Consider the following 19,791-nt stretch of genomic DNA (forward strand, 5'->3'; position numbering starts at 1 on the left):
ACTTTTTCATCTGCGCCGCTTGTGCGGGGTTGGGGCTTGGCCTATCCCTTGCCGTGCCGGGTTTCCGGCATTCGTTCTCAGGGCGGGGTGAAAGTCCCCACCGGCGGTAGGGAGGTATTCTCCGAGCCCGCGAGCGCTTTTCATGGTGGCCCGCGCCGCCTCGGAAAGGTCAGCAGATCCGGTTGAATTCCGGAGCCGACGGTCACAGTCCGGATGAAAGAGAATGAGGCAAGGGGCATGCACCGTATTCCCGGAGGCGATCCGGGAGTGGGGAGGCCTCGCTCCAGTGTGTCGTCGGTCTCGATCGCACGGCATTCAGGTGTGGCAGACCGCATGCGCGGCTGGCTGCGCACTTGCCCTCATGCGTCCTGATTTGTGTTGGTCCTTTGTGAAGGAAAGAAACATGAATCAGAGCTCCCTTACGCTCTCCCGTTCTCGGGCTTTTGTCGGCGCTTCCTACATGGTGCTGGCGGGTATTGCCTTTGCAATTCTCAATGTCGCCACGCAATGGCTGGCAATGACACTCGCCTTTTCACCCGCCTCGGCTGCCTTTTGGCAGTATGGCTTCGCCCTCGTGCTTTCAGTACCCTTGCTCTTTAGGCTTGGCCTTGGCGCCATGCGTACGCGCTATCCTGGACGCCATCTTCTGCGCGTGCTGCTTGCTGCGCTTGGCGTGCAGGCCTGGGTCGCCGGTCTCGCCACCGTGCCGATCTGGCAGGCGATCGCGCTGGTGATGACCTCGCCCTTCTTTATCATCATCGGCGCCAGGCTGTTTCTTGGCGAGGAGGTCGGGCGAACCCGTTGGGCCGCGACGCTTGTCGGCTTTGCCGGGGCGATGATCATCCTGCAACCCTGGTCGGAGAGTTTTGCGCCGGCAGCGCTGCTGCCGATCCTCTCTGCGTTGCTATGGGGCGGCTCGTCGCTGCTGATGAAGAACCTGACGGCTTTCGAGCCGCCTGAGACCGTTACTGTCTGGCTGCTGGTGCTTTTGACGCCGATCAACGCTGGTCTGGCCCTGGCTTCCGGCTTCGTGGTGCCATCCGGGTTGGCACTGGTGCTGCTGCTCTCTGCCGGTTTGCTGACGGTCGTCGGCCAGTATCTGCTGACGCTTGCCTATAAGGCGGCCGACGCCGCCTATGTTCAGCCCTTCGATGATCTGAAGCTGCCGCTCAACGTGCTCGCCGGCTGGCTGGTCTTCGGCTACGCGCCCGCCGGCTATCTCTGGCTCGGCGCGGCTCTGATCCTCGGCGGCTCGCTGTTCCTGATGACGGTGGAAATGCGCAAGGAACGGGCCGCAGCCTGACACGAGGCGCCGACAGAGGAATGTCTCCTTTGTCATCCGCTTGTCATCGCCATGACGCAAAAGGCTCCCTGTCCCTTTTCACGGAAACAGGAGGTTTCCCCATGACATATGGTCTTTCCCGCGCAGCGCTGACCGCGGCGTTGCTGGCATCCGTTGCCGTTCCGGCCAGTGCCGAACAGGTATTCAATCGCATCGCGTCCTTCCCTGTCGCCGCCAACATGCCGGCCGACAAGGACGTGAAGTCCGTTTCTTCCGCTGAAATCATTGCGGCCAGCGAAGATGGTATGACGCTCGTCTATTCCGATAGCCCGCTTGGCGCGATCGGATTCGTTGACATTTCGGACGCCAGGGCTCCAAAGGCCGGCGGCGCGCTGATGATGGGTGGCGAACCGACTTCGGTCGGTATCGCGGGCGGTAAAGCCCTCGTCGCCGTCAATACCTCCGAAAGCTATGTGAAGCCTTCGGGCAAGCTCGATGTTGTCGATCTCGCTACCAAGACGGTTGAGGCCTCTTGTGACCTCGGCGGTCAGCCAGATTCGGTCGCCATTTCCCCGGACAAGACCTTCGCCGCGATCGCCATCGAGAACGAGCGCGACGAAGAGTTGAACGACGGAGCCCTGCCGCAGATGCCGGCCGGCGACCTGATCATCGTTTCGCTCAAGGACGGCGTGGCTGATTGCGCAACGATCAAGCATGTCGACGTGACCGGTCTGGCCGAAATCGCCCCGGAAGATCCTGAACCGGAATTCGTTTCGATCAACAGTCTTGGCGAAATCGCGCTGACGATGCAGGAGAACAACCACATCGTCATCATCGATGGCAAGACGGGTGAAGTGAAGTCGCACTTCTCCGCCGGCGCGGTCGACATTGCCGGTATTGACACCAAGACTGATGGCGCGCTGAAATTCACTGGCAAGCTGGAAGGCGTCAAACGCGAACCCGACGCCGTCAAGTGGCTCGACGACAACCGAATCGTCATCGCCAATGAGGGTGACTATGAGGGCGGTTCGCGCAGCTTCACGATCTTCGACAAGACCGGCAAGGAACTGTTCGAATCGGGGCCGTCGCTTGAGCTGGAAATCGCCCGTCTCGGCCATTTCCCTGACAAGCGCGCCAAGAAGAAGGGTGTCGAACTCGAAGGCCTGGAAACGGCAACCTTTGGCGACCAGAGGTATTTCTTCGTTCTGTCCGAGCGCGCCTCCGTCGCCGCGGTTTACAAGGACACAGGCGCCGAGCCTGAACTGATGCAGATCCTGCCGTCGGGCATTTCGCCTGAAGGCGTCGTCGCCATTCCGGGCCGCAACCTGCTTGCCACCGCCAACGAGGTGGACCTGGTCGAGGATGGAGGCGCCCGTTCGCATGTCATGCTTTATGAACTGGCTGAAGGCGAGAAGGCCTATCCGATGATCCAGTCGGATATGGTCGATGATTCGCCGATCGGTTGGGGCGCGCTTTCCGGTCTCGTCGGCGATGCTGAAAAGGCTGGCCAGCTCTACGCGGTCAACGACAGCTTCTATAGCATGCAGCCGACAATCTTCACCATCGACGCCACTGCCAAGCCGGCCAGGATCGTGTCTGCCCTGCCGGTCACCCGCGGCGGCCAGGCAGCGCAGAAACTCGACATGGAGGGCATTACGCTTGACGGCAAGGGCGGCTTCTGGCTGGCTTCCGAAGGTAATTCGGACAAGCTTACACCGCATGCACTCTACCATGTCAGCAACAAGGGCGAGATTAAGGAAGAGATCGCGCTTCCTGCCGATCTGCTGAAGAACGAGATCCGCTTCGGTTTCGAGGGTGTCACCATGATCGGTTCGGGCGATGATGCGACGCTGTGGATGGCTGTTCAGCGCGAGTGGAAGGACGACGAGAAGGGGACGGTCAAGCTCGTCTCCTACAATCCGAAGTCCAAGGAGTGGGGCGCTGTGCGCTATCCGCTGGACAAGGGTGAAGCCGGTTGGGTCGGCCTCTCGGAAATCTCCGCCCATGGCGACTACGTCTACATCATCGAACGCGACAACCAGATCGGCGATGCGGCCAAGATCAAGAAGCTCTACCGCGTGGCGCTTGCCGATCTGAAGCCGGCCAAGATCGGTGGCGAGCTGCCGCTGGTCAAGAAGGAGGAGGTCCACGACTTCCTGCCGGACCTCAAAGCCGCCACCAATGGCTATGTTGTCGACAAGCTCGAAGGCTTTACCTTCGATGCGTCAGGCCAGGCCTATGCCGTGACCGACAATGACGGTGTCGATGATTCGTCGGGCGAGACCCTGTTTTTCCCGGTCGACCTCAAGGGCACCAACTAAGCTTCGTCCTCCCAAGACGACTGGAGGCCGGGTGAGCGATCTTCCGGCCTCCGCCATTTGCTGTGCTGGTTCCGTTTGCGCAGTTGTCCTACCAGCGCTGGTGCACGTGCGGTGCGATCAGTCGGTCGTAGATCTCCTTTGCCGCCGCCATGACATCGGCCGAAATAGCCGGCAAGTCGGACACTGCTGCGTTCGCTTTCGCTTGGGCCTCGTTGCGCGCGCCGGGGATCACGACGGTGACCGCCTCGTGCATCAGGATCCAGCGCAGCGCAAACGCCGCCATCGCCGTGCCTGCGGGCACAAGCTTGCGTACTTCCTCTACCGCCTGCAGCCCCGTTTCGAACGGCACGCCGGCAAAGGTCTCACCGACATCGAAGGCCTCGCCGTGGCGATTGAAGCTACGGTGGTCTTCCGCTGCGAACTTCGTTGCCGCCGTGATTTTGCCCGACAGAAGGCCGCTCGCCAGCGGTACGCGCGCGATTACCGCGACATTGCGGCGTTTCGCTTCCTGAAAGAACAGGCCGGCCGGGCGCTGGCGGAACATGTTGAAGATGATCTGCACGCTGACGACGCCCGGATATTCGATGGCCTTCAACCCTTCCTCGACCTTTTCGACACTCACGCCATAATTGGCGATCTTGCCGGCGCGCTTGAGCTGCTCCAGTGCCTCGAAGACCTCAGGCCGATAGTAGACGTCTGTCGGCGGGCAGTGCAGCTGGACGAGATCGAGACGCTCGACCGCCAGGTTTTTCAACGACCTGTCGATGAAACCTTCGAGATTGACCTTGGTATAGCCGTCGGCGACGTGCGGATCGAGGCGCCGTCCGGCCTTGGTCGCCACCATCGGGCGAGCCCCGCCGCGGGTTTTCAGGACGTCGGCGATGATTCGCTCCGAGCGGCCATCGCCGTAGACGTCCGCAGTATCGACGAAAGTCACGCCAGCGTCGAGCGCGGCATTGAGCGCCGCCCGTCCGTCGGCTTCGGAGACCTCGCCCCAGGAACCGCCGATCTGCCAAGCGCCGAAGCCGATGTCGCTGACAGTGAAGTCCGTTCTTCCGAATGAATGCAGGCGCATGGGTGATCCTCCATAGGTCATTTTCTGTATTGTTGCGGTTACCAAGCGGTGCCCACCCGGGCAAGGCTGGATGCGTCTGGTTGCCGGACATGCTCGGCCGCCCATTGCCCATGCACGCCGCAAAAACACCGTGAATTAAGCATAACATAACGCCGTGACACGGATATTGACGCTGCTCAAGGTTCTGCGTTTTGTCTCGCTGCTGGCCGCAGGGCTTGCAGTGTGGAATTCCGCGACCGTCGTATACAGCGCCGGCGCAGCCTTGGGGTTGGTGGATCCTGCCGCGCTGGCCGGGTTCCGCCTCTACATGGCCTCGACCCAGGCGTTTGTTACAGAAATCGAGCAGGCCATTGCCGACGGCGACCATGCCTATGCGACAGCGCTTTGCGATCTCGCCATCCGCCACGGCCACGAGCTTCCGCCGGCCTTGCGCGACCGTGCCCAGGGAACGTTGCTTGGGCGCGCCTATCAGTCGGGCCGCCGGGCGGCGAAAGGTTTCGTTTTCGGTTCGCTTGACAGTGGCGCGGAAATCGCCGGTTCGGTGGCGAGTGACCTGATCGGTGTCGGCGACCTGCGCGACTTTTCGGTCCAGGGTTTTCGTTATCTCTCAAACGATGGATACGATCCGATTCTGCTGGGTCTTTCTGCGGTCGGACTCGGCTTGACGGTATCGGCCTACGGTAGTGCCGGTGCTACAGTCGTACCCGATGCCGGTCTCTCCGTCCTGAAGAGTGCTTACCGGAGCCGGAAGCTCTCGGCTCCTCTCACCGCCTACTTGTCGAAGAACGTCGCGAAGATCGTCGACACCCGGCTGCTGAAGGCGGAATTCACGGCCGCTGCGGACGAAGGTGCGCTTGGTCTTTCTCGGCTGCGCACGGCTGCCGTTCGCTCAGTTGACGACACTGCAGCCCGTGCGCTGATCGATGACGCCACTGTTCTTGGTGAGATTTCAACGAAAGGCGGCATGCGAAGCTCGGTTGCAGCCCTGTCGCTCGCTGAGAGCCCGAAGGAACTGCGCAAGCTGCAAAAGGTCGCGACTCACTTCGGCGACGGGACGCACGCGGTGATGAAATTCCTGGGACGCTCGATTCTGGAGGTCGGCGCGATGCTCTATGCCGTCGCATCCGCGCTCGCGGGTCTGTCGCTTGTGATCGGCGCCTTCGTGCTCAAACGGTTGCTCAAGCTTGTGCTATGGCCATTGCGCCGCGCGGGCCTGGCCCAGTCGCCGGCGTTGCCGGTTTTGCTGAGGATCGCGCGGTTTGCCTGACGGTAAAGCCGCGCCGCGATTCGTGTCTCGCAGGGCTGATTCGTGCCGATCCCAAGGTATAGGCCGGCCCGGCCTTGCTCTGTCCGCAGTGGGCTGCGAGACGAAGAAGCTGATCAACGGAATGGCTCTTGGCGGGGCGGAAATGCCGGCACATCGATGTTGTCCGGGTCCAATCCCGCTTTGCGGCGCTCGACCATCATGCGGTAGCCGCGTTCCAAATGGCGAGTGAACCGCTCTGTATCAAAAAGAGGAGCGGAGAATCGATTATCCAGCAGGCGCTGCCGCAGGCTTTTCAGGAGACTTTGGTTCTTGGCCAGTTCGCAAGCGAGTGCGACATATTCATCGGTGCTTTCGGAAACCAGTTCAGGCACCCCAGCCGCAACTAAAAGGCTCTCGGACACTCTTGACGCAAAGTTACTTCCCTTGGTTGTCAATACCGGCAAGCCTGCCCACAGGCAGTCTGATGTTGTCGTATGTCCGTTGCACGGAAAAGTGTCTAGGCATAAATCTGCGGCCTGCAATCTGGCGATATGAGCTTCGTAACCAATCGGTCTTGCAAAAATCACTCTGTCGGGCGCCACTGATTGCGCGTCTAAGTAGCGCAGAAGGTTTTCTTGCGCTATTTCATTGTCGCACATCATCCAGAGAATGCTATCGGGGCAATTCCTTAGTATGCTGGCCCAAGCGCCGATGGTTTCAGGAGAGATCTTCTTGACGTTGTTAAACGATGCGAAAATCATTCTGTCTGTCGGAATGCCAGCGTCTTGGCGCCTCATGGGCGGAGGCAGCGGCCGCCTTTTGTTGTCATTCGCCTGATAGCACTCTGGCAGTCGGCAGAATTTTTCATGATAAAACGGTTTGCTGGTGTCAGGGGTGACGGTAGGGTCGCCAATTACATAGTCACAATCGATCCCGGTTACACTGCCAGGAAAGCCGAGCCACGAAACTTGGATGGGGGCGGGGCCTGAGTTTATCAGCCCGATACGAGCGCCACTCGTGTGCCCTTTAAGATCGACCAGAATGTCGATCCCGTCATCGCGGATTCGAGCATGTGCCTCCGCATCTGTGAGATCTCTGATGCTGACCAGTTTACCGACCTCTTGTCGGAAACCCGCGTCATTGGCGATGAGCGAGTCGGGAGTGTTGCAATAGAGCGTGATCTCGAAGTCATTGCGGTCGTGACACTCAAGGACGCCGCGCATCAAAATGATGGTAGCGTGGGCGCTGGAGAAGTCCGCTGAGAAATATCCGATCCTGATCTTACGTGCGAACTGATGCGGTTGAGCGCGGCGCCTTTTGCGGTCGTCACTTGAGAAAAGGGGGGCTCTGAGGTCGCGAATCCGGGAGTTGATGCCTTCGTCCCCGCACCACATGAGGTTATTAAATGGCAATTCGCAGGATCTTATGAATTCATCATTTGCTGTGATGCCAGCCATCGCCTGCTTGTTAGCCTCTAACAATTCCTCAGTGAGGAGAAAATCAAAGAGGTGGTGGCGGCGAAAGGCGGCCGCGGTATGGTCGCGCGGTGATCGCTTCAGAATCGCGTCTGCTGCTTGCAGTGCCTTCCATGTATTTCCGGCCTTGCGAAATAGCTCAAACGCCAAATTGCAAAACTTGAGTGAAGCGGGCGAATCTATATTCGCTGCTCTGACGAAAACTTCGGCCGCCGATTCGTATTTATCCTGATAGTAGTAACTCTGGGCGACCATTGCTAAAGAAGCACAGTCATTAATGGAATTCTTCTGTTCGATTACTTTGAATATATCAACTACAGATTGAAAATCTCTATCAATATATTTTAATCTTATTAATGATATTCTGTGTTTCATTTCGTAAATATATTTGTAATTTTAGGTTGAAAACTACATGATTTTTAAAGTCGTATTGTGATTTTGGCTGTTGCCATTTGGAAATTTCTTTTGTTGTTCGTTTGTTTTTTTTGTCTTGTTCCATTTCTCGGCGGTCTAAGGGGTAGGATAGTGGGCGCCATGCAATTGATCTAGGGGGGGGGTGCTTCTCGCGCGGCCTTGCCGGTGCTTGTGAATGAAAGGCGCACTTTCACTCTCGTAATCTGACTGCTGATTATGGGGGAGGGCCTCCTGCGCAATCTCTTTGGTGTGGCCTGCGAGGTTGTCGCTCCCGTTGATATTCGCGTCGATGCCGATCTCGATATGCGTGAACGGTTGTTTTGCAACGTTATGCGGCTTGTTGTGCGTGCTGGTAATTCCGTGGCATCCGCTGTTTTTCCCGGTGGGTGTGTGCGGCGGGACAGAGGCGCGCACGACTGGAAAATAGCATGCTGAGCAAGTCAAAGGCCTGCTCTAACGGTTCGATGATTAAATCCGCAGCAAATGCATCAAAAAATGGGAATGGTGGGCGATGAGAGACTCGAACTCCCGACATCCTCGGTGTAAACGAGGCGCTCTACCAACTGAGCTAATCGCCCTTCCGCGACATCGGGCTCGGCCCGCCGCGTCGGTGGCCGTCATCTATGCGGATCAGGAAAAATCCGCAAGAGTGTTTGTGAAGATTTTTTGTTTTTTTTGTTGGTCGGTCGGTGCGTTTTGCTGCCGGGCCCTGGATTTCCGGGCTTTTCGCTGGGGAGGGAGAGGGGCGTTGTCCGTGGGTTCGTGGGGATCGATCCTGATGCGGTGAACAAAATTCGGTCCGTCATGGAATTGTCTTCGATCGCGCTTGACACCAATAACCGAACCCCTTAGTTAGCCGCTCATCGGACGGCCTAGCCGAACGTGACGAAGCGGAAACGCTTCTGTTTGAGAAATGCGCGGGTGTAGCTCAGTTGGTTAGAGTGCCGGCCTGTCACGCCGGAGGTCGCGGGTTCGAGCCCCGTCACTCGCGCCATTCTTTCCCTCCCATTTTTAGACTTTTGTTGCGCCGCAGCGCCATAATATACCGAATTGGCGCGACACGGTTTTTACCGGCTGGTAAAGTCCTCGCTGTATCGGGTGAAAAGCCCTCGGTCGGTCTTGCGCAAGCGGGCAGGCTGCGCTAACCACGGCTCGTTGCAACACTCTTTTCGGCTTGTTGGCCATCGGCCCGAGATGCCGCCAGGCACTCGATACAAGCAGGGATGGACATGATGACTGAACTGATCAGTTCCTACCTTCCGATTGCTATTTTCATCGGTATTGCCTTGGTAATCGGCCTGGCGCTGTTGATCGCGCCGTTTGCCGTCGCCTTCAAGGCGCCCGATTCGGAAAAGCTTTCGGCATACGAATGCGGCTTCAACGCTTTCGACGATGCGCGCATGAAATTCGACATCCGTTTCTACCTGGTGTCGATCCTCTTCATCATCTTCGACCTCGAAGTCGCTTTCCTTTTTCCCTGGGCGGTATCCTTCGGTGAAATCGGTTGGTTCGGCTTCTGGTCCATGATGGTGTTCCTCGGCGTGCTGACCATCGGCTTTATTTATGAATGGAAGAAGGGGGCGCTCGAATGGGAGTGATCCAGTCCAACTCGACGCTGGTTGCGCCGCAGGCCACAGGGGTCATCGACCCCAATACCGGAAAGCCGATTGGTAGTGACGACGCTTTTTTCGGCGAGATCAACAATGAACTCGCAGACAAGGGTTTTCTCGTCACGTCGACCGACGAGCTGATCAACTGGGCGCGCACCGGCTCGCTGATGTGGATGACCTTCGGTCTTGCCTGCTGCGCGGTCGAGATGATGCAGCTCTCTATGCCGCGCTATGACGTCGAGCGTTTCGGTTTCGCGCCGCGCGCTTCTCCGCGCCAGTCTGACGTCATGATCGTTGCTGGTACGCTTACCAACAAGATGGCACCCGCTCTGCGCAAGGTCTACGATCAGATGCCTGAGCCGCGCTATGTGATCTCGATGGGGTCGTGCGCCAACGGCGGTGGCTATTACCACTATTCCTATTCGGTCGTGCGCGGCTGTGACCGGGTCGTGCCGGTCGATATATACGTGCCGGGCTGTCCGCCCACGGCGGAGGCGCTGCTCTATGGCGTGCTTCTGCTGCAAAAGAAGATCCGCCGCACCGGCACCATCGAGCGGTAAGGCGAAGGGACGAGACAAATGAGTGAAGCCCTGAACGAGCTTGCATCCTATCTCGCCGAGGTGCGCGGTGCGCTCATCGCCTCATCCGAGTCGCGCTTTGGCGAGCTGACCCTGACGGCGAGGCCCGACACAATCATCGCGCTGCTGACTTTCCTGCGCGACGATGTGCAGTGTGGGTTCGTCAATCTGGTCGATATCTGTGGCGTCGACTACCCGCAGCGTGAAGATCGCTTCGATGTGGTCTACCACCTGCTGTCGCCGCGCCAGAATCTGCGCATCCGCGTCAAGGTCGCGACCAACGAGGACAAGCCGGTTCCTTCGGCCTGTTCCGTCTTTCCAGGCGCCGACTGGTTCGAGCGCGAGGCCTGGGATATGTACGGCATCATGTTTACCGATCACCCGGATCTGCGCCGCATCCTGACCGACTACGGTTTTGAGGGGCATCCGCTGCGCAAGGACTTCCCGACCACCGGTTTTGTCGAAGTGCGCTATGACGACAACGCCAAGCGCGTCGTTTACGAGCCGGTGGAGCTGAAGCAGGAATTCCGCAATTTCGACTTTCTCTCGCCATGGGAAGGCACGGACTACGTGCTGCCTGGCGACGAGAAGGCGGCGAAGTAAGGACGGAAGGTTAGCGTTATGACGGAACACAACGTCCGCAATTTCAACATCAACTTTGGTCCGCAGCATCCGGCGGCGCATGGCGTTCTGCGTCTCGTGCTGGAACTCGACGGGGAAATCGTAGAGCGCGTCGATCCGCATATCGGCCTGTTGCACCGTGGCACCGAAAAACTGATCGAAACCAAGACCTATCTGCAGGCCGTTCCCTATTTCGATCGTCTCGACTACGTCGCGCCGATGAACCAGGAACATGCCTACGCGATGGCTGTCGAGAAGCTGCTCGGGGTCGAGATCCCGATTCGCGGCCAGTTGATCCGTGTGCTCTACTCGGAAATCGGTCGTATCCTGTCGCACCTCCTGAATGTCACGACCCAGGCCATGGACGTCGGTGCTCTGACGCCGCCACTCTGGGGCTTCGAGGAGCGCGAGAAGCTCATGGTGTTCTATGAGCGCGCCTGCGGCGCGCGCATGCACTCGGCCTATATCCGTCCGGGCGGTGTTCATCAGGACTTGCCGCACGAACTGGTCGAGGACATCGGCAAGTGGTGCGACCAGTTCCCGGCCAAGCTTGACGACATTGACGCACTTTTGACCGGCAACCGCATCTTCAAGCAACGTAACGTCGACATCGGCGTTGTCAGCCTTGAGGATTGCTGGGCCTGGGGCTTCTCCGGCGTCATGGTGCGCGGCTCTGGCGCTGCTTGGGATCTGCGCAAGTCTCAGCCCTATGAGTGCTATGCCGATCTCGACTTCGACATCATGGTTGGTAAGAACGGTGACTGCTACGACCGTTACCTGATCCGTATGTTCGAAATGCACCAATCGGTGAAGATCATGAAGCAGTGCGTCAACCGCCTGCTGGGGGATGCGAAGACCGGTCCGATCTCTTCGATCGACGGCAAGGTGGTTCCGCCGAAGCGGGGCGAGATGAAGCGGTCGATGGAAGCGCTCATCCACCATTTCAAGCTATACACCGAAGGCTACCACGTACCAGAGGGCGAAGTTTACGCGGCGGTCGAGGCGCCGAAGGGCGAATTCGGCGTCTTTCTCGTATCGGACGGCACCAACAAGCCGTACCGCTGCAAGATCCGCGCTCCGGGCTATGCGCATCTCCAGGCGATGGACTACATCTGCCGCGGCCACCAGCTCGCTGACATCTCGGCGATCCTCGGTTCGCTCGACATCGTGTTCGGTGAGGTGGACCGCTGATGCCGCGGACGCTGCTGACGATCGCAGTCATGCTCTTCGCCGCGAATGCGCAGGCGCAGAGCTCGGCGCTATCGTCCAGCAGCTCGACGACATCAATGGGAGACCTCATCAAGCAGGGCTACGAGATCAAGTCCACCGTTTCCAACGGTGCCAAGTTGATCGTATTCCTGCAGAAAGACAATTCGGCCTACGCCTGTGAATTCACGTCTTTGACGAGTTCGCGGTGTGGATCCATAAACTGAGACAAGGCGTGAGGAAGTAATGTCCGTTCGTCGACTAGCCGAAGATCAATTCCAGCCGACAGGCTTTTCCTTCAACGAGGAGAATGCCATTTGGGCCGAGGCAACGATTGCCAAGTATCCCGAGGGCCGGCAGCAGTCGGCGGTGATCCCGCTCTTGATGCGTGCCCAGGAGCAAGACGGATGGGTTACCCGAGCGGCGATCGAATTCGTCGCCGACAAGCTCGCCATGCCCTATATCCGGGTTCTGGAGGTTGCGACCTTTTACACCCAATTCCAGCTGAAGCCGGTTGGGACGCGCGCTCATGTTCAGGTCTGCGGCACGACCCCGTGCATGCTGCGCGGTGCAGAAGACCTGATCAATGTGTGCAAGAAGAAGATCCATCAAGATCCCTTCGAGTTGAACGCCGATGGTACCCTGTCGTGGGAAGAGGTCGAGTGTCAGGGCGCATGCGTTAACGCGCCGATGGTCATGATTTTCAAGGACTCCTACGAAGATCTGACGCCGACCCAGCTTGAGCACATCATCGATCGCTTTGAAGCGGGCAAGGGGAGCGACATCACGCCTGGCCCGCAGATCGATCGCGTCTATTCTGCTCCGGTCGGTGGCCCGACGACGCTCATCGAGGTGGAAGGCAAGACTTCGCCAAAGAGCGCCAAGCCAGCAACCAATGATGTCAAGGAAACGGTGGCCGAGGCCCCAGTCGTTGAGAAGGCGACCGCTTCTGCTCAGCCGGCACTCGACGACAAGAACCGTCCGTCCGCTGTCGAAAAGCCGGCTACGCCGGATGATTTGAAGATGATTTCCGGCGTCGGCCCGAAGATCGAAGGCATTCTGAACGGTCTCGGCATTTACACCTTCGCCCAGGTCGCTGGGTGGAAAAAGGCCGAGCGGGAATGGGTGGACGGCTATCTGAAGTTCGCCGGCCGCATCGAGCGAGATGACTGGGTCAAGCAGGCCAAGGCGCTCGCCAAGGGCGGCGAGGCCGAATACATCAAGGTCTTCGGCAAGAAGCCGCGGTAAGGGGTTAGGATATGTTGAGAGATCAGGACCGCATCTTTACCAATATCTACGGCCTCAAGGACAAGTCCCTGAAGGGCGCCATGAGCCGTGGTCATTGGGATGGCACCAAGCAGCTGCTCGAGAAGGGCCGCGACTGGATCGTCAACGAGGTCAAGGCTTCCGGTCTGCGCGGCCGTGGCGGCGCTGGCTTCCCCACCGGCCTCAAGTGGTCGTTCATGCCGAAGGAAAGTGATGGACGTCCCCATTATCTGGTCGTCAACGCTGACGAGTCGGAACCGGGCACCTGCAAGGACCGCGATATTCTGCGCCACGATCCGCATACGCTGATCGAAGGCTGCGTGATCGCCTCCTTCGCCATGGGTGCGAATCACGCCTTCATCTATGTGCGCGGCGAGTTCATGCGCGAGCGTGAAGCCCTTCAGGCTGCGATCGACGAGTGCTACGAATACGGGCTGCTCGGCAAGAACAACAAGCTCGGCTATGACATCGACATCATCGTTCATCACGGTGCCGGTGCTTATATCTGCGGCGAGGAAACCGCGCTGCTCGAAAGCCTGGAAGGCAAGAAGGGCCAGCCGCGCCTGAAGCCGCCGTTCCCTGCCAACATGGGTCTCTACGGCTGCCCGACCACCGTCAATAACGTCGAGTCGATTGCCGTGACGCCGACGATCTTGCGCCGGGGTGCCGGCTGGTTCTCCAGCTTTGGCCGTCCGAACAATGTCGGCACCAAGCTTTTCATGATCTCGGGCCACGTCAACCGGCCCTGCACGGTCGAGGAGAGCATGGGCGTGACCTTCCGTGAGATGATCGAGAAGCACGCTGGTGGTATCCGTGGCGGCTGGGACAATCTTCTTGCCGTTATCCCGGGCGGTGCATCGTGCCCGGTCGTCAAGGCCGAGGACATGATGGACGTCGTTCTGGACTTCGACGGTCTGCGCGAGGTCAAGTCGTCGTTCGGTACCGGCGGCATGATCGTCATGGACAAGTCGACCGACATCATCAAGGCTATCTGGCGCATCGCCGCTTTCTTTAAGCACGAGAGTTGCGGCCAGTGCACGCCGTGCCGGGAAGGCACCGGCTGGATGATGCGCGTTATGGAGCGCATGGTGAAGGGCAATGCCCAGAAGCGTGAAATCGATATGCTGTTCCAAGTGACCAAGCAGATTGAAGGTCATACGATCTGCGCGCTCGGCGACGCTGCGGCCTGGCCGATCCAGGGGCTCATTCGCAATTTCCGGCCGGAGATCGAAGCGCGGATTGATCAGTATACCCGCAACGCCATGGCGCATGGGGTTGTACTGGAAGCGGCTGAGTAAGGAACGAGCGTCAATGGCCAAGGCACCGGACAAGACAGCAGAAGGACAGGCGGGCGAGCCCGCTGACTTCAGCCATCTCGCCGATGCGCTGAAGGACATGCCGCATGTGCCGCTCCACCCTCTGATGGCGCATCCGACGGCCGCGTTTGCGGCTGCGACCGCGATTGGTTTCGGCTTGGCGACGCACATGACGAGCATGTTTCTTGGATCATTGCAGGGTGCTGTCGAGGCGACCAACAAGCTGGCTCGAAAGCTTGAGGAAAAAGAGGCAGACACCTCCGGTTCCATCCAGGCCGAGCCGGTAGGGAATGATCCGGCGGAGGCTCCGGTCGCAGCCAAGGTGGTAAAAACAGTCAAGGCAACGAAGCCGAAGCCAGCGACGGTGAAAGCGGCAAAGTCTGTGGCATCCAAGCCGGTTGCGAACAAGTCGACGGCGGCGAGGTCAGCGATGGTCAAGCCTTCGGCGGCAAAGGCTAAGGCGGCCTCGGCCGAGACCGAAGCGCCTGTTAAGGATGCCAAGCCTGCCAGACCGCCAAGAGCGACTGGCAGAGCCGACGATCTGAAGAGGATCGAAGGCATCGGTCCGAAGCTGGAGCAGGTGCTGAATGGCAAGGGCATTTTGCGCTTCGCCGATCTCGCTGCGCTCGATGGGGAAGGGCTCGCCGCGCTTGATCAGGCGATCGGGCTCGACGGCCGGGCGGTCCGGGATGACTGGGCAGGTCAGGCTCGCAATCTGGCGGGTGGCAAGAAATAGGGATCGCGGTGTGCCTCTCAGGGGCTCTCGTGGTCGGCAAAGGACAAGGATGTCCAGCTTCGCGGGGCGCGGGGCCAGGACGAGGGAATAATCGGCGAGTACGTGCCAATGCAAGAATTGGTCGGTCTCGTCTGCTGCAGCGTGAGCTGTGGTGCAATGCGCACTGTGCGTGAGGCAGGAAGGCGAATATGGCAAAGCTGAAGATCGACGGTAAAGAGATCGAGGTTCCGGATCATTTCACGCTGTTGCAGGCGTGTGAGGAAGCCGGCGCTGAGGTCCCGCGCTTTTGTTTCCATGAACGGCTGTCGGTCGCTGGCAATTGCCGTATGTGTCTCGTCGAGGTGAAGGGTGGCCCGCCGAAGCCGGCAGCCTCCTGCGCCATGGGCGTACGCGACATCCGTGGTGGCCCGAACGGCGAGTTGCCGGAAGTTTACACCAACACGCCGATGGTCAAGAAGGCCCGCGAAGGCGTGATGGAGTTCCTGCTGATCAATCACCCGCTGGATTGCCCGATCTGCGACCAGGGCGGTGAATGCGACCTGCAGGACCAGGCCATGGCTTTCGGTATCGACAGTTCGCGATACACCGAGAACAAGCGGGCCGTCGAAGACAAGTATATCGGTCCGCTGGTCAAGACCGTGATGAACCGCTGCATTCACTGCACACGCTGCGTCCGCTTCACCACGGAAGTCGCTGGCATTGCCGAACTCGGCCTGATCGGTCGGGGTGAAGATGCTGAGATCACCACCTACCTCGAGCAGGCGATGACCTCCGAGCTGCAGGGTAACGTTGTCGACCTTTGCCCGGTCGGCGCGCTGACCTCGAAGCCCTTCGCCTTCACCGCTCGTCCGTGGGAGTTGAACAAGACCGAATCGATCGACGTCATGGACGCACTGGGTTCGGCGATCCGTGTCGACACGCGCGGCCGCGAAGTCATGCGCGTCATGCCGCGCGTCAACGATGCCATCAACGAAGAGTGGATCTCCGACAAGAGCCGCTTCATCTGGGACGGACTGAAGACCCAGCGCCTCGACCGGCCCTACGTGCGCCGCGACGGTCGCCTGCAGGTTGCGACCTGGGGTGAGGCTTTCGCCGCCATCAAGTCGGCGGTTTCGTCGACTTCGGGCGCCAAGATCGGCGCGATCGCCGGCGACCTTGCCTCGGTCGAGGAAATGTATGCGCTGAAAGCGCTGATCGGCTCGCTCGGCTCGGCTAACATTGATTGTCGCCAGGATGGGACGGGACTTGATCCGTCGTACGGCCGCGCAAGCTACCTCTTCAACGCGACCATAGAAGGTATCGAATCGGCGGATGCGATCCTCATCGTCGGCGCCAACCCGCGCTACGAAGCGGCCGTCCTCAACGCCCGCATCCGCAAGCGCTGGCGCCGTGGCGGCCTGCCGATCGGCGTAATCGGTGAAGGCGGCGAACTGCGCTATCCGTATGAATACCTCGGCGCCGGCACGGAAACTTTGGCCGATCTGGTTGCCGGCAAGAACGGCTTCGTCGACAAGCTGAAGGCCGCCAAGAACCCGCTGATCATCGTTGGCCAGGGTGCGCTCGCTGGCGCTGAAGGTGCTGCTGTTCTCGCCAATGCGGCCGCTCTCGCCAATACCGTGGGCGCCGTCTCCGACGAGTGGAACGGCTTTTCCGTCTTGCATACCGCCGCTTCGCGCGTCGGTGGCCTCGATCTCGGCTTCGTGCCGGGCGAGGGCGGTGTTACCGCCGCGGATATGCTGACCTCGATGGACGTGCTCTTCCTGCTTGGTGCGGATGAACTGGACTTCACCAAGAAGTCGGCCAAATTCACCGTCTACATTGGTAGCCATGGCGACAACGGCGCACACCATGCCGACGTCATCCTGCCGGGCGCGACCTACACTGAGAAGTCGGGCACTTGGGTCAACACCGAAGGGCGCGTGCAGATGGGCAATCGCGCAGCCTTTGCGCCGGGCGACGCCCGTGAGGACTGGGCTATCATTCGTGCCCTTTCCGACGTGCTCGGCAAGAAACTGCCGTTTGATTCGCTCGGTGCTCTTCGCGCCAAGCTCTATGCCGACCACCCGCATTTCGCCGATCTCGACGAGATCGCGCCGGGCGCCGGTGCTGAAATTGCCGCACTTGCGAAAAAAGCCGGGGCGATGACCAAATCCGCGTTTGCGTCGCCGGTCAAAGACTTCTATTTGACGAACCCGATCGCACGCGCTTCGGCCGTCATGGCCGAGTGCTCGGCGTTGGCCCGCAACAATTTCCAGGCTGCGGCAGAATAAGGCAGGGGATCATGGATAGTTTCGTTTCCACTTATGTCTGGCCGGCGGCCATCATGATCGGCCAGTCGCTTCTGCTGCTGGTCGCCCTCCTGCTGTTCATCGCCTATATCCTTCTGGCCGACCGCAAGATCTGGGCAGCCGTGCAGATGCGCCGCGGTCCGAACGTCGTCGGTCCCTGGGGTCTGTTCCAGTCGTTTGCCGACCTTTTGAAGTTCGTCTTCAAGGAGCCGGTCATTCCGGCCGGCGCCAACAAGGGCGTCTTCCTTCTGGCCCCGCTGGTCGCCGTGACGCTGGCGCTCGCCACCTGGGCCGTCGTGCCGCTTGCCGACGGCTGGGTGATCGCCAACATCAATGTCGGTGTCCTCTACATTTTCGCCATCTCCTCGCTCGAGGTTTACGGCATCATCATGGGCGGTTGGGCTTCGAACTCGAAGTACCCGTTCCTCGGTGCGCTCCGCTCGGCGGCGCAGATGGTGTCCTATGAAGTCTCAATTGGCTTCGTTATCGTCACAGTCTTGCTTTGCGTCGGCTCGCTGAACCTCACCGACATCGTCTATGCGCAGAAGGACGGCCTCGGCACCATGCTCGGTCTGCCGAACTCCTTCCTCGACTGGCACTGGCTGTCGCTTTTCCCGATGTTCGTGATCTTCTTCATCTCGGCATTGGCGGAAACCAACCGTCCGCCCTTCGACCTTCCGGAAGCGGAATCCGAACTCGTCGCCGGCTTCATGGTCGAATATGGCTCGACCCCGTACATGATGTTCATGCTCGGCGAATACGCCGCGATCTGCCTGATGTGCGCGCTCACCACCATCCTCTTCCTCGGTGGCTGGTTGCCGCCGGTCGATGTGTGGTTCCTGAACTGGGTACCGGGCATCATCTGGTTCATTCTCAAGGCGTCGATGGTGTTCTTCATGTTCGCCATGGTGAAGGCCTTCGTGCCGCGCTATCGCTATGACCAGCTGATGCGGCTCGGTTGGAAGGTTTTCCTTCCGCTGTCGCTCGCCATGGTCGTCATTGTTGCATTCGTGCTGAAGTTCATGGGGTGGGCATAACCATGGCCATCCATTCATTCGGCAGATTTGGAGGTTGAGATGGCTGGTCTTTCCCAGGCTATCAGTTCCCTGTTCCTGAAAGAGTTCGTCGGCGCCTTCTTCCTGTCGATGCGCTATTTCTTCGCGCCCAAGTCGACAATCAACTATCCGTTCGAGAAGGGACCGGTCTCACCGCGCTTCCGCGGTGAGCATGCCTTGCGCCGGTATCCGAACGGAGAAGAGCGCTGCATCGCCTGCAAGCTGTGTGAGGCGATCTGTCCCGCCCAGGCGATTACGATCGAGGCCGGCCCGCGCCGCAACGACGGGACCCGTCGTACGGTCCGCTACGACATCGACATGGTGAAGTGCATTTATTGCGGCTTCTGCCAGGAGGCATGCCCGGTCGATGCAATCGTCGAAGGCCCGAACTTCGAGTTCGCGACTGAGACCCGTGAGGAACTGTATTTCGACAAGGCCCGGCTGCTCGACAATGGCGATCGCTGGGAACGCGAAATTGCGCGCAACATCGCAATGGATGCGCCGTACCGCTGATCGCGGTATGACGACGCCGCGGCGGGGGGCTTTGTGGTTCACCGCCGAGGCACAGGTTTTTGAAACGGGGCGTTTCAGCCGGTCGGGATATCGGCGGCGCTTCATCGGGCGGCAGGGCAGGGGTCCGCGCCCGGGGGAAGATGAAAAGGCACCAACATGGGTCTTCAGGCTCTCTTTTTCTATCTCTTCGCCTTTGTCGCTGTGGCTTCGGCGTTTATGGTCATTTCCGCGCGGAACCCGGTCCATTCGGTCCTGTTCCTGATCCTCACCTTCGTCAACGCGGCGGCCCTTTTCATCCTGATCGGCGCCGAGTTCCTCGGGATGATCCTTCTGGTCGTCTATGTCGGCGCGGTCGCGGTTCTCTTCCTTTTCGTCGTTATGATGCTCGACATCGACTTTGCCGAGTTGCGGTCGGGTGTGCTGAAATACGCCCCGATCGGCGCCTTGGTTGGTCTGGTGGTTGCGGCCGAGCTCATCGTCGTCGTCGGTGGCAGCGCGCTTTCTCCGGAGGCCATTAAGGCGATCACCATGCCGATCCCGGCCTTCTCCGACCGGAGCAACACGGCTGCCCTCGGCGACGTGCTCTATACAAACTATGTCTATTTCTTCCAGATCGCCGGCCTGGTGCTTCTGGTGGCGATGATCGGCGCGATCGTGCTGACCTTGCGTCATCGTGAAAACATCAAGCGACAGGACATCTCCCGCCAGGTCGCCCGCACGCCCGAGACTGCCGTCAAGGTGGTCAAGGTCAAGCCGGGCCAGGGCATCTGAGGCAGCTGAAAGGTCAAG

At 59.5% G+C, this 19,791-nt stretch carries 17 protein-coding genes, 2 tRNA genes and 1 riboswitch; of the genes, 16 read left to right on the plus strand and 3 right to left on the minus strand.

Annotated elements, in window-relative coordinates:
- Nucleotides 1-69: 69 nt before the first annotated feature.
- Nucleotides 70-229, plus strand: a riboswitch (FMN riboswitch).
- A 174-nt stretch (nt 230-403) separates the two neighbouring features.
- A complete protein-coding gene (locus RNA01_RS16495; RefSeq protein WP_147181319.1) occupies nt 404-1,303 on the plus strand; it encodes a DMT family transporter in 900 nt (299 codons plus the stop codon).
- A 101-nt stretch (nt 1,304-1,404) separates the two neighbouring features.
- Nucleotides 1,405-3,603, plus strand: coding sequence for an esterase-like activity of phytase family protein (locus tag RNA01_RS16500; RefSeq protein WP_147181320.1), 2,199 nt, complete (start codon nt 1,405-1,407; stop codon nt 3,601-3,603).
- Between the two features lie 88 nt (nt 3,604-3,691).
- On the opposite strand, the gene RNA01_RS16505 is transcribed toward RNA01_RS16500, so the two are convergent.
- Complete coding sequence (locus RNA01_RS16505) at nt 3,692-4,678, minus strand: aldo/keto reductase (RefSeq protein ID WP_147181321.1); 987 nt, start codon at nt 4,676-4,678, stop codon at nt 3,692-3,694.
- Between the two features lie 154 nt (nt 4,679-4,832).
- Here RNA01_RS16505 and RNA01_RS16510 point away from each other — a divergent pair, with 154 nt between their 5' ends.
- Entirely contained in the window at nt 4,833-5,945 is a 1,113-nt protein-coding gene (locus RNA01_RS16510) for a hypothetical protein (protein WP_147181322.1), read from the plus strand.
- A gap of 113 nt (nt 5,946-6,058) precedes the next feature.
- Here RNA01_RS16510 and RNA01_RS16515 read toward each other — a convergent pair whose 3' ends face one another.
- Nucleotides 6,059-7,774, minus strand: coding sequence for an O-linked N-acetylglucosamine transferase, SPINDLY family protein (locus tag RNA01_RS16515; protein WP_147181323.1), 1,716 nt, complete (start codon nt 7,772-7,774; stop codon nt 6,059-6,061).
- Between the two features lie 541 nt (nt 7,775-8,315).
- A tRNA-Val gene (locus tag RNA01_RS16520) sits at nt 8,316-8,391 on the minus strand.
- A gap of 339 nt (nt 8,392-8,730) precedes the next feature.
- On the opposite strand from RNA01_RS16520, the gene RNA01_RS16525 reads away from it, so the two are divergent.
- From RNA01_RS16525 to RNA01_RS16585, 13 genes are all read left to right on the plus strand, one after another.
- Nucleotides 8,731-8,807 (plus strand) — tRNA-Asp (locus RNA01_RS16525).
- Between the two features lie 238 nt (nt 8,808-9,045).
- Nucleotides 9,046-9,411: an NADH-quinone oxidoreductase subunit A gene (locus RNA01_RS16530; protein WP_147181324.1), complete on the plus strand. Its 366-nt coding sequence runs from the start codon at nt 9,046-9,048 to the stop codon at nt 9,409-9,411.
- Nucleotides 9,402-9,983, plus strand: a complete 582-nt coding sequence (locus RNA01_RS16535; RefSeq protein WP_147181325.1) for a NuoB/complex I 20 kDa subunit family protein — start codon at nt 9,402-9,404, stop codon at nt 9,981-9,983. The genes RNA01_RS16530 and RNA01_RS16535 overlap by 10 nt, the downstream gene beginning before the upstream one ends.
- Nucleotides 9,984-10,001: 18 nt before the next feature.
- Nucleotides 10,002-10,604 (plus strand): NADH-quinone oxidoreductase subunit C, encoded by a 603-nt coding sequence (locus RNA01_RS16540; RefSeq protein ID WP_147181326.1) that lies wholly within the window; start codon nt 10,002-10,004, stop codon nt 10,602-10,604.
- Between the two features lie 18 nt (nt 10,605-10,622).
- A complete protein-coding gene (locus RNA01_RS16545; protein ID WP_147181327.1) occupies nt 10,623-11,813 on the plus strand; it encodes an NADH-quinone oxidoreductase subunit D in 1,191 nt (396 codons plus the stop codon).
- Nucleotides 11,813-12,055: a hypothetical protein gene (locus RNA01_RS16550; RefSeq protein ID WP_147181328.1), complete on the plus strand. Its 243-nt coding sequence runs from the start codon at nt 11,813-11,815 to the stop codon at nt 12,053-12,055. The genes RNA01_RS16545 and RNA01_RS16550 overlap by 1 nt, the downstream gene beginning before the upstream one ends.
- A 19-nt stretch (nt 12,056-12,074) precedes the next feature.
- Entirely contained in the window at nt 12,075-13,076 is a 1,002-nt protein-coding gene (gene nuoE / locus RNA01_RS16555; protein WP_147181329.1) for an NADH-quinone oxidoreductase subunit NuoE, read from the plus strand.
- 11 nt (nt 13,077-13,087) lie between these two features.
- On the plus strand, nt 13,088-14,392 hold the full coding sequence (nuoF, locus tag RNA01_RS16560) for an NADH-quinone oxidoreductase subunit NuoF (RefSeq protein WP_147181330.1): 1,305 nt from the start codon (nt 13,088-13,090) through the stop codon (nt 14,390-14,392).
- A 13-nt stretch (nt 14,393-14,405) separates the two neighbouring features.
- A complete protein-coding gene (locus RNA01_RS16565) occupies nt 14,406-15,146 on the plus strand; it encodes a helix-hairpin-helix domain-containing protein (protein ID WP_147181331.1) in 741 nt (246 codons plus the stop codon).
- Between the two features lie 188 nt (nt 15,147-15,334).
- Nucleotides 15,335-17,416, plus strand: coding sequence for an NADH-quinone oxidoreductase subunit NuoG (gene nuoG / locus RNA01_RS16570; protein ID WP_147181332.1), 2,082 nt, complete (start codon nt 15,335-15,337; stop codon nt 17,414-17,416).
- An 11-nt stretch (nt 17,417-17,427) separates the two neighbouring features.
- Complete coding sequence (gene nuoH, locus RNA01_RS16575; protein ID WP_147181333.1) at nt 17,428-18,471, plus strand: NADH-quinone oxidoreductase subunit NuoH; 1,044 nt, start codon at nt 17,428-17,430, stop codon at nt 18,469-18,471.
- A 39-nt stretch (nt 18,472-18,510) separates the two neighbouring features.
- Nucleotides 18,511-19,002: an NADH-quinone oxidoreductase subunit NuoI gene (gene nuoI, locus RNA01_RS16580; protein WP_147181334.1), complete on the plus strand. Its 492-nt coding sequence runs from the start codon at nt 18,511-18,513 to the stop codon at nt 19,000-19,002.
- Between the two features lie 156 nt (nt 19,003-19,158).
- Nucleotides 19,159-19,773, plus strand: a complete 615-nt coding sequence (locus RNA01_RS16585) for an NADH-quinone oxidoreductase subunit J (RefSeq protein WP_147181335.1) — start codon at nt 19,159-19,161, stop codon at nt 19,771-19,773.
- Nucleotides 19,774-19,791: the final 18 nt, after the last annotated feature.

The sequence above is a fragment of the Paenirhizobium naphthalenivorans genome (genome assembly GCF_007992095.1).
Lineage (GTDB): Bacteria > Pseudomonadota > Alphaproteobacteria > Rhizobiales > Rhizobiaceae > Allorhizobium > Allorhizobium naphthalenivorans.

Bases quoted from the DNA above. Each gene is read 5' to 3' on its own strand.
- RNA01_RS16495 (WP_147181319.1), top strand. From the start codon at position 404: ATGAATCAGAGCTCCCTTACGCTCTCCCGTTCTCGGGCTTTTGTCGGC.
- RNA01_RS16500 (WP_147181320.1), top strand. From the start codon at position 1,405: ATGACATATGGTCTTTCCCGCGCAGCGCTGACCGCGGCGTTGCTGGCA.
- RNA01_RS16505 (WP_147181321.1), bottom strand. From the start codon at position 4,678: ATGCGCCTGCATTCATTCGGAAGAACGGACTTCACTGTCAGCGACATC.
- RNA01_RS16515 (WP_147181323.1), bottom strand. From the start codon at position 7,774: ATGAAACACAGAATATCATTAATAAGATTAAAATATATTGATAGAGAT.
- RNA01_RS16530 (WP_147181324.1), top strand. From the start codon at position 9,046: ATGACTGAACTGATCAGTTCCTACCTTCCGATTGCTATTTTCATCGGT.
- RNA01_RS16535 (WP_147181325.1), top strand. From the start codon at position 9,402: ATGGGAGTGATCCAGTCCAACTCGACGCTGGTTGCGCCGCAGGCCACA.
- RNA01_RS16540 (WP_147181326.1), top strand. From the start codon at position 10,002: ATGAGTGAAGCCCTGAACGAGCTTGCATCCTATCTCGCCGAGGTGCGC.
- RNA01_RS16545 (WP_147181327.1), top strand. From the start codon at position 10,623: ATGACGGAACACAACGTCCGCAATTTCAACATCAACTTTGGTCCGCAG.
- RNA01_RS16550 (WP_147181328.1), top strand. From the start codon at position 11,813: ATGCCGCGGACGCTGCTGACGATCGCAGTCATGCTCTTCGCCGCGAAT.
- nuoE (WP_147181329.1), top strand. From the start codon at position 12,075: ATGTCCGTTCGTCGACTAGCCGAAGATCAATTCCAGCCGACAGGCTTT.
- nuoF (WP_147181330.1), top strand. From the start codon at position 13,088: ATGTTGAGAGATCAGGACCGCATCTTTACCAATATCTACGGCCTCAAG.
- RNA01_RS16565 (WP_147181331.1), top strand. From the start codon at position 14,406: ATGGCCAAGGCACCGGACAAGACAGCAGAAGGACAGGCGGGCGAGCCC.
- nuoG (WP_147181332.1), top strand. From the start codon at position 15,335: ATGGCAAAGCTGAAGATCGACGGTAAAGAGATCGAGGTTCCGGATCAT.
- nuoH (WP_147181333.1), top strand. From the start codon at position 17,428: ATGGATAGTTTCGTTTCCACTTATGTCTGGCCGGCGGCCATCATGATC.
- nuoI (WP_147181334.1), top strand. From the start codon at position 18,511: ATGGCTGGTCTTTCCCAGGCTATCAGTTCCCTGTTCCTGAAAGAGTTC.
- RNA01_RS16585 (WP_147181335.1), top strand. From the start codon at position 19,159: ATGGGTCTTCAGGCTCTCTTTTTCTATCTCTTCGCCTTTGTCGCTGTG.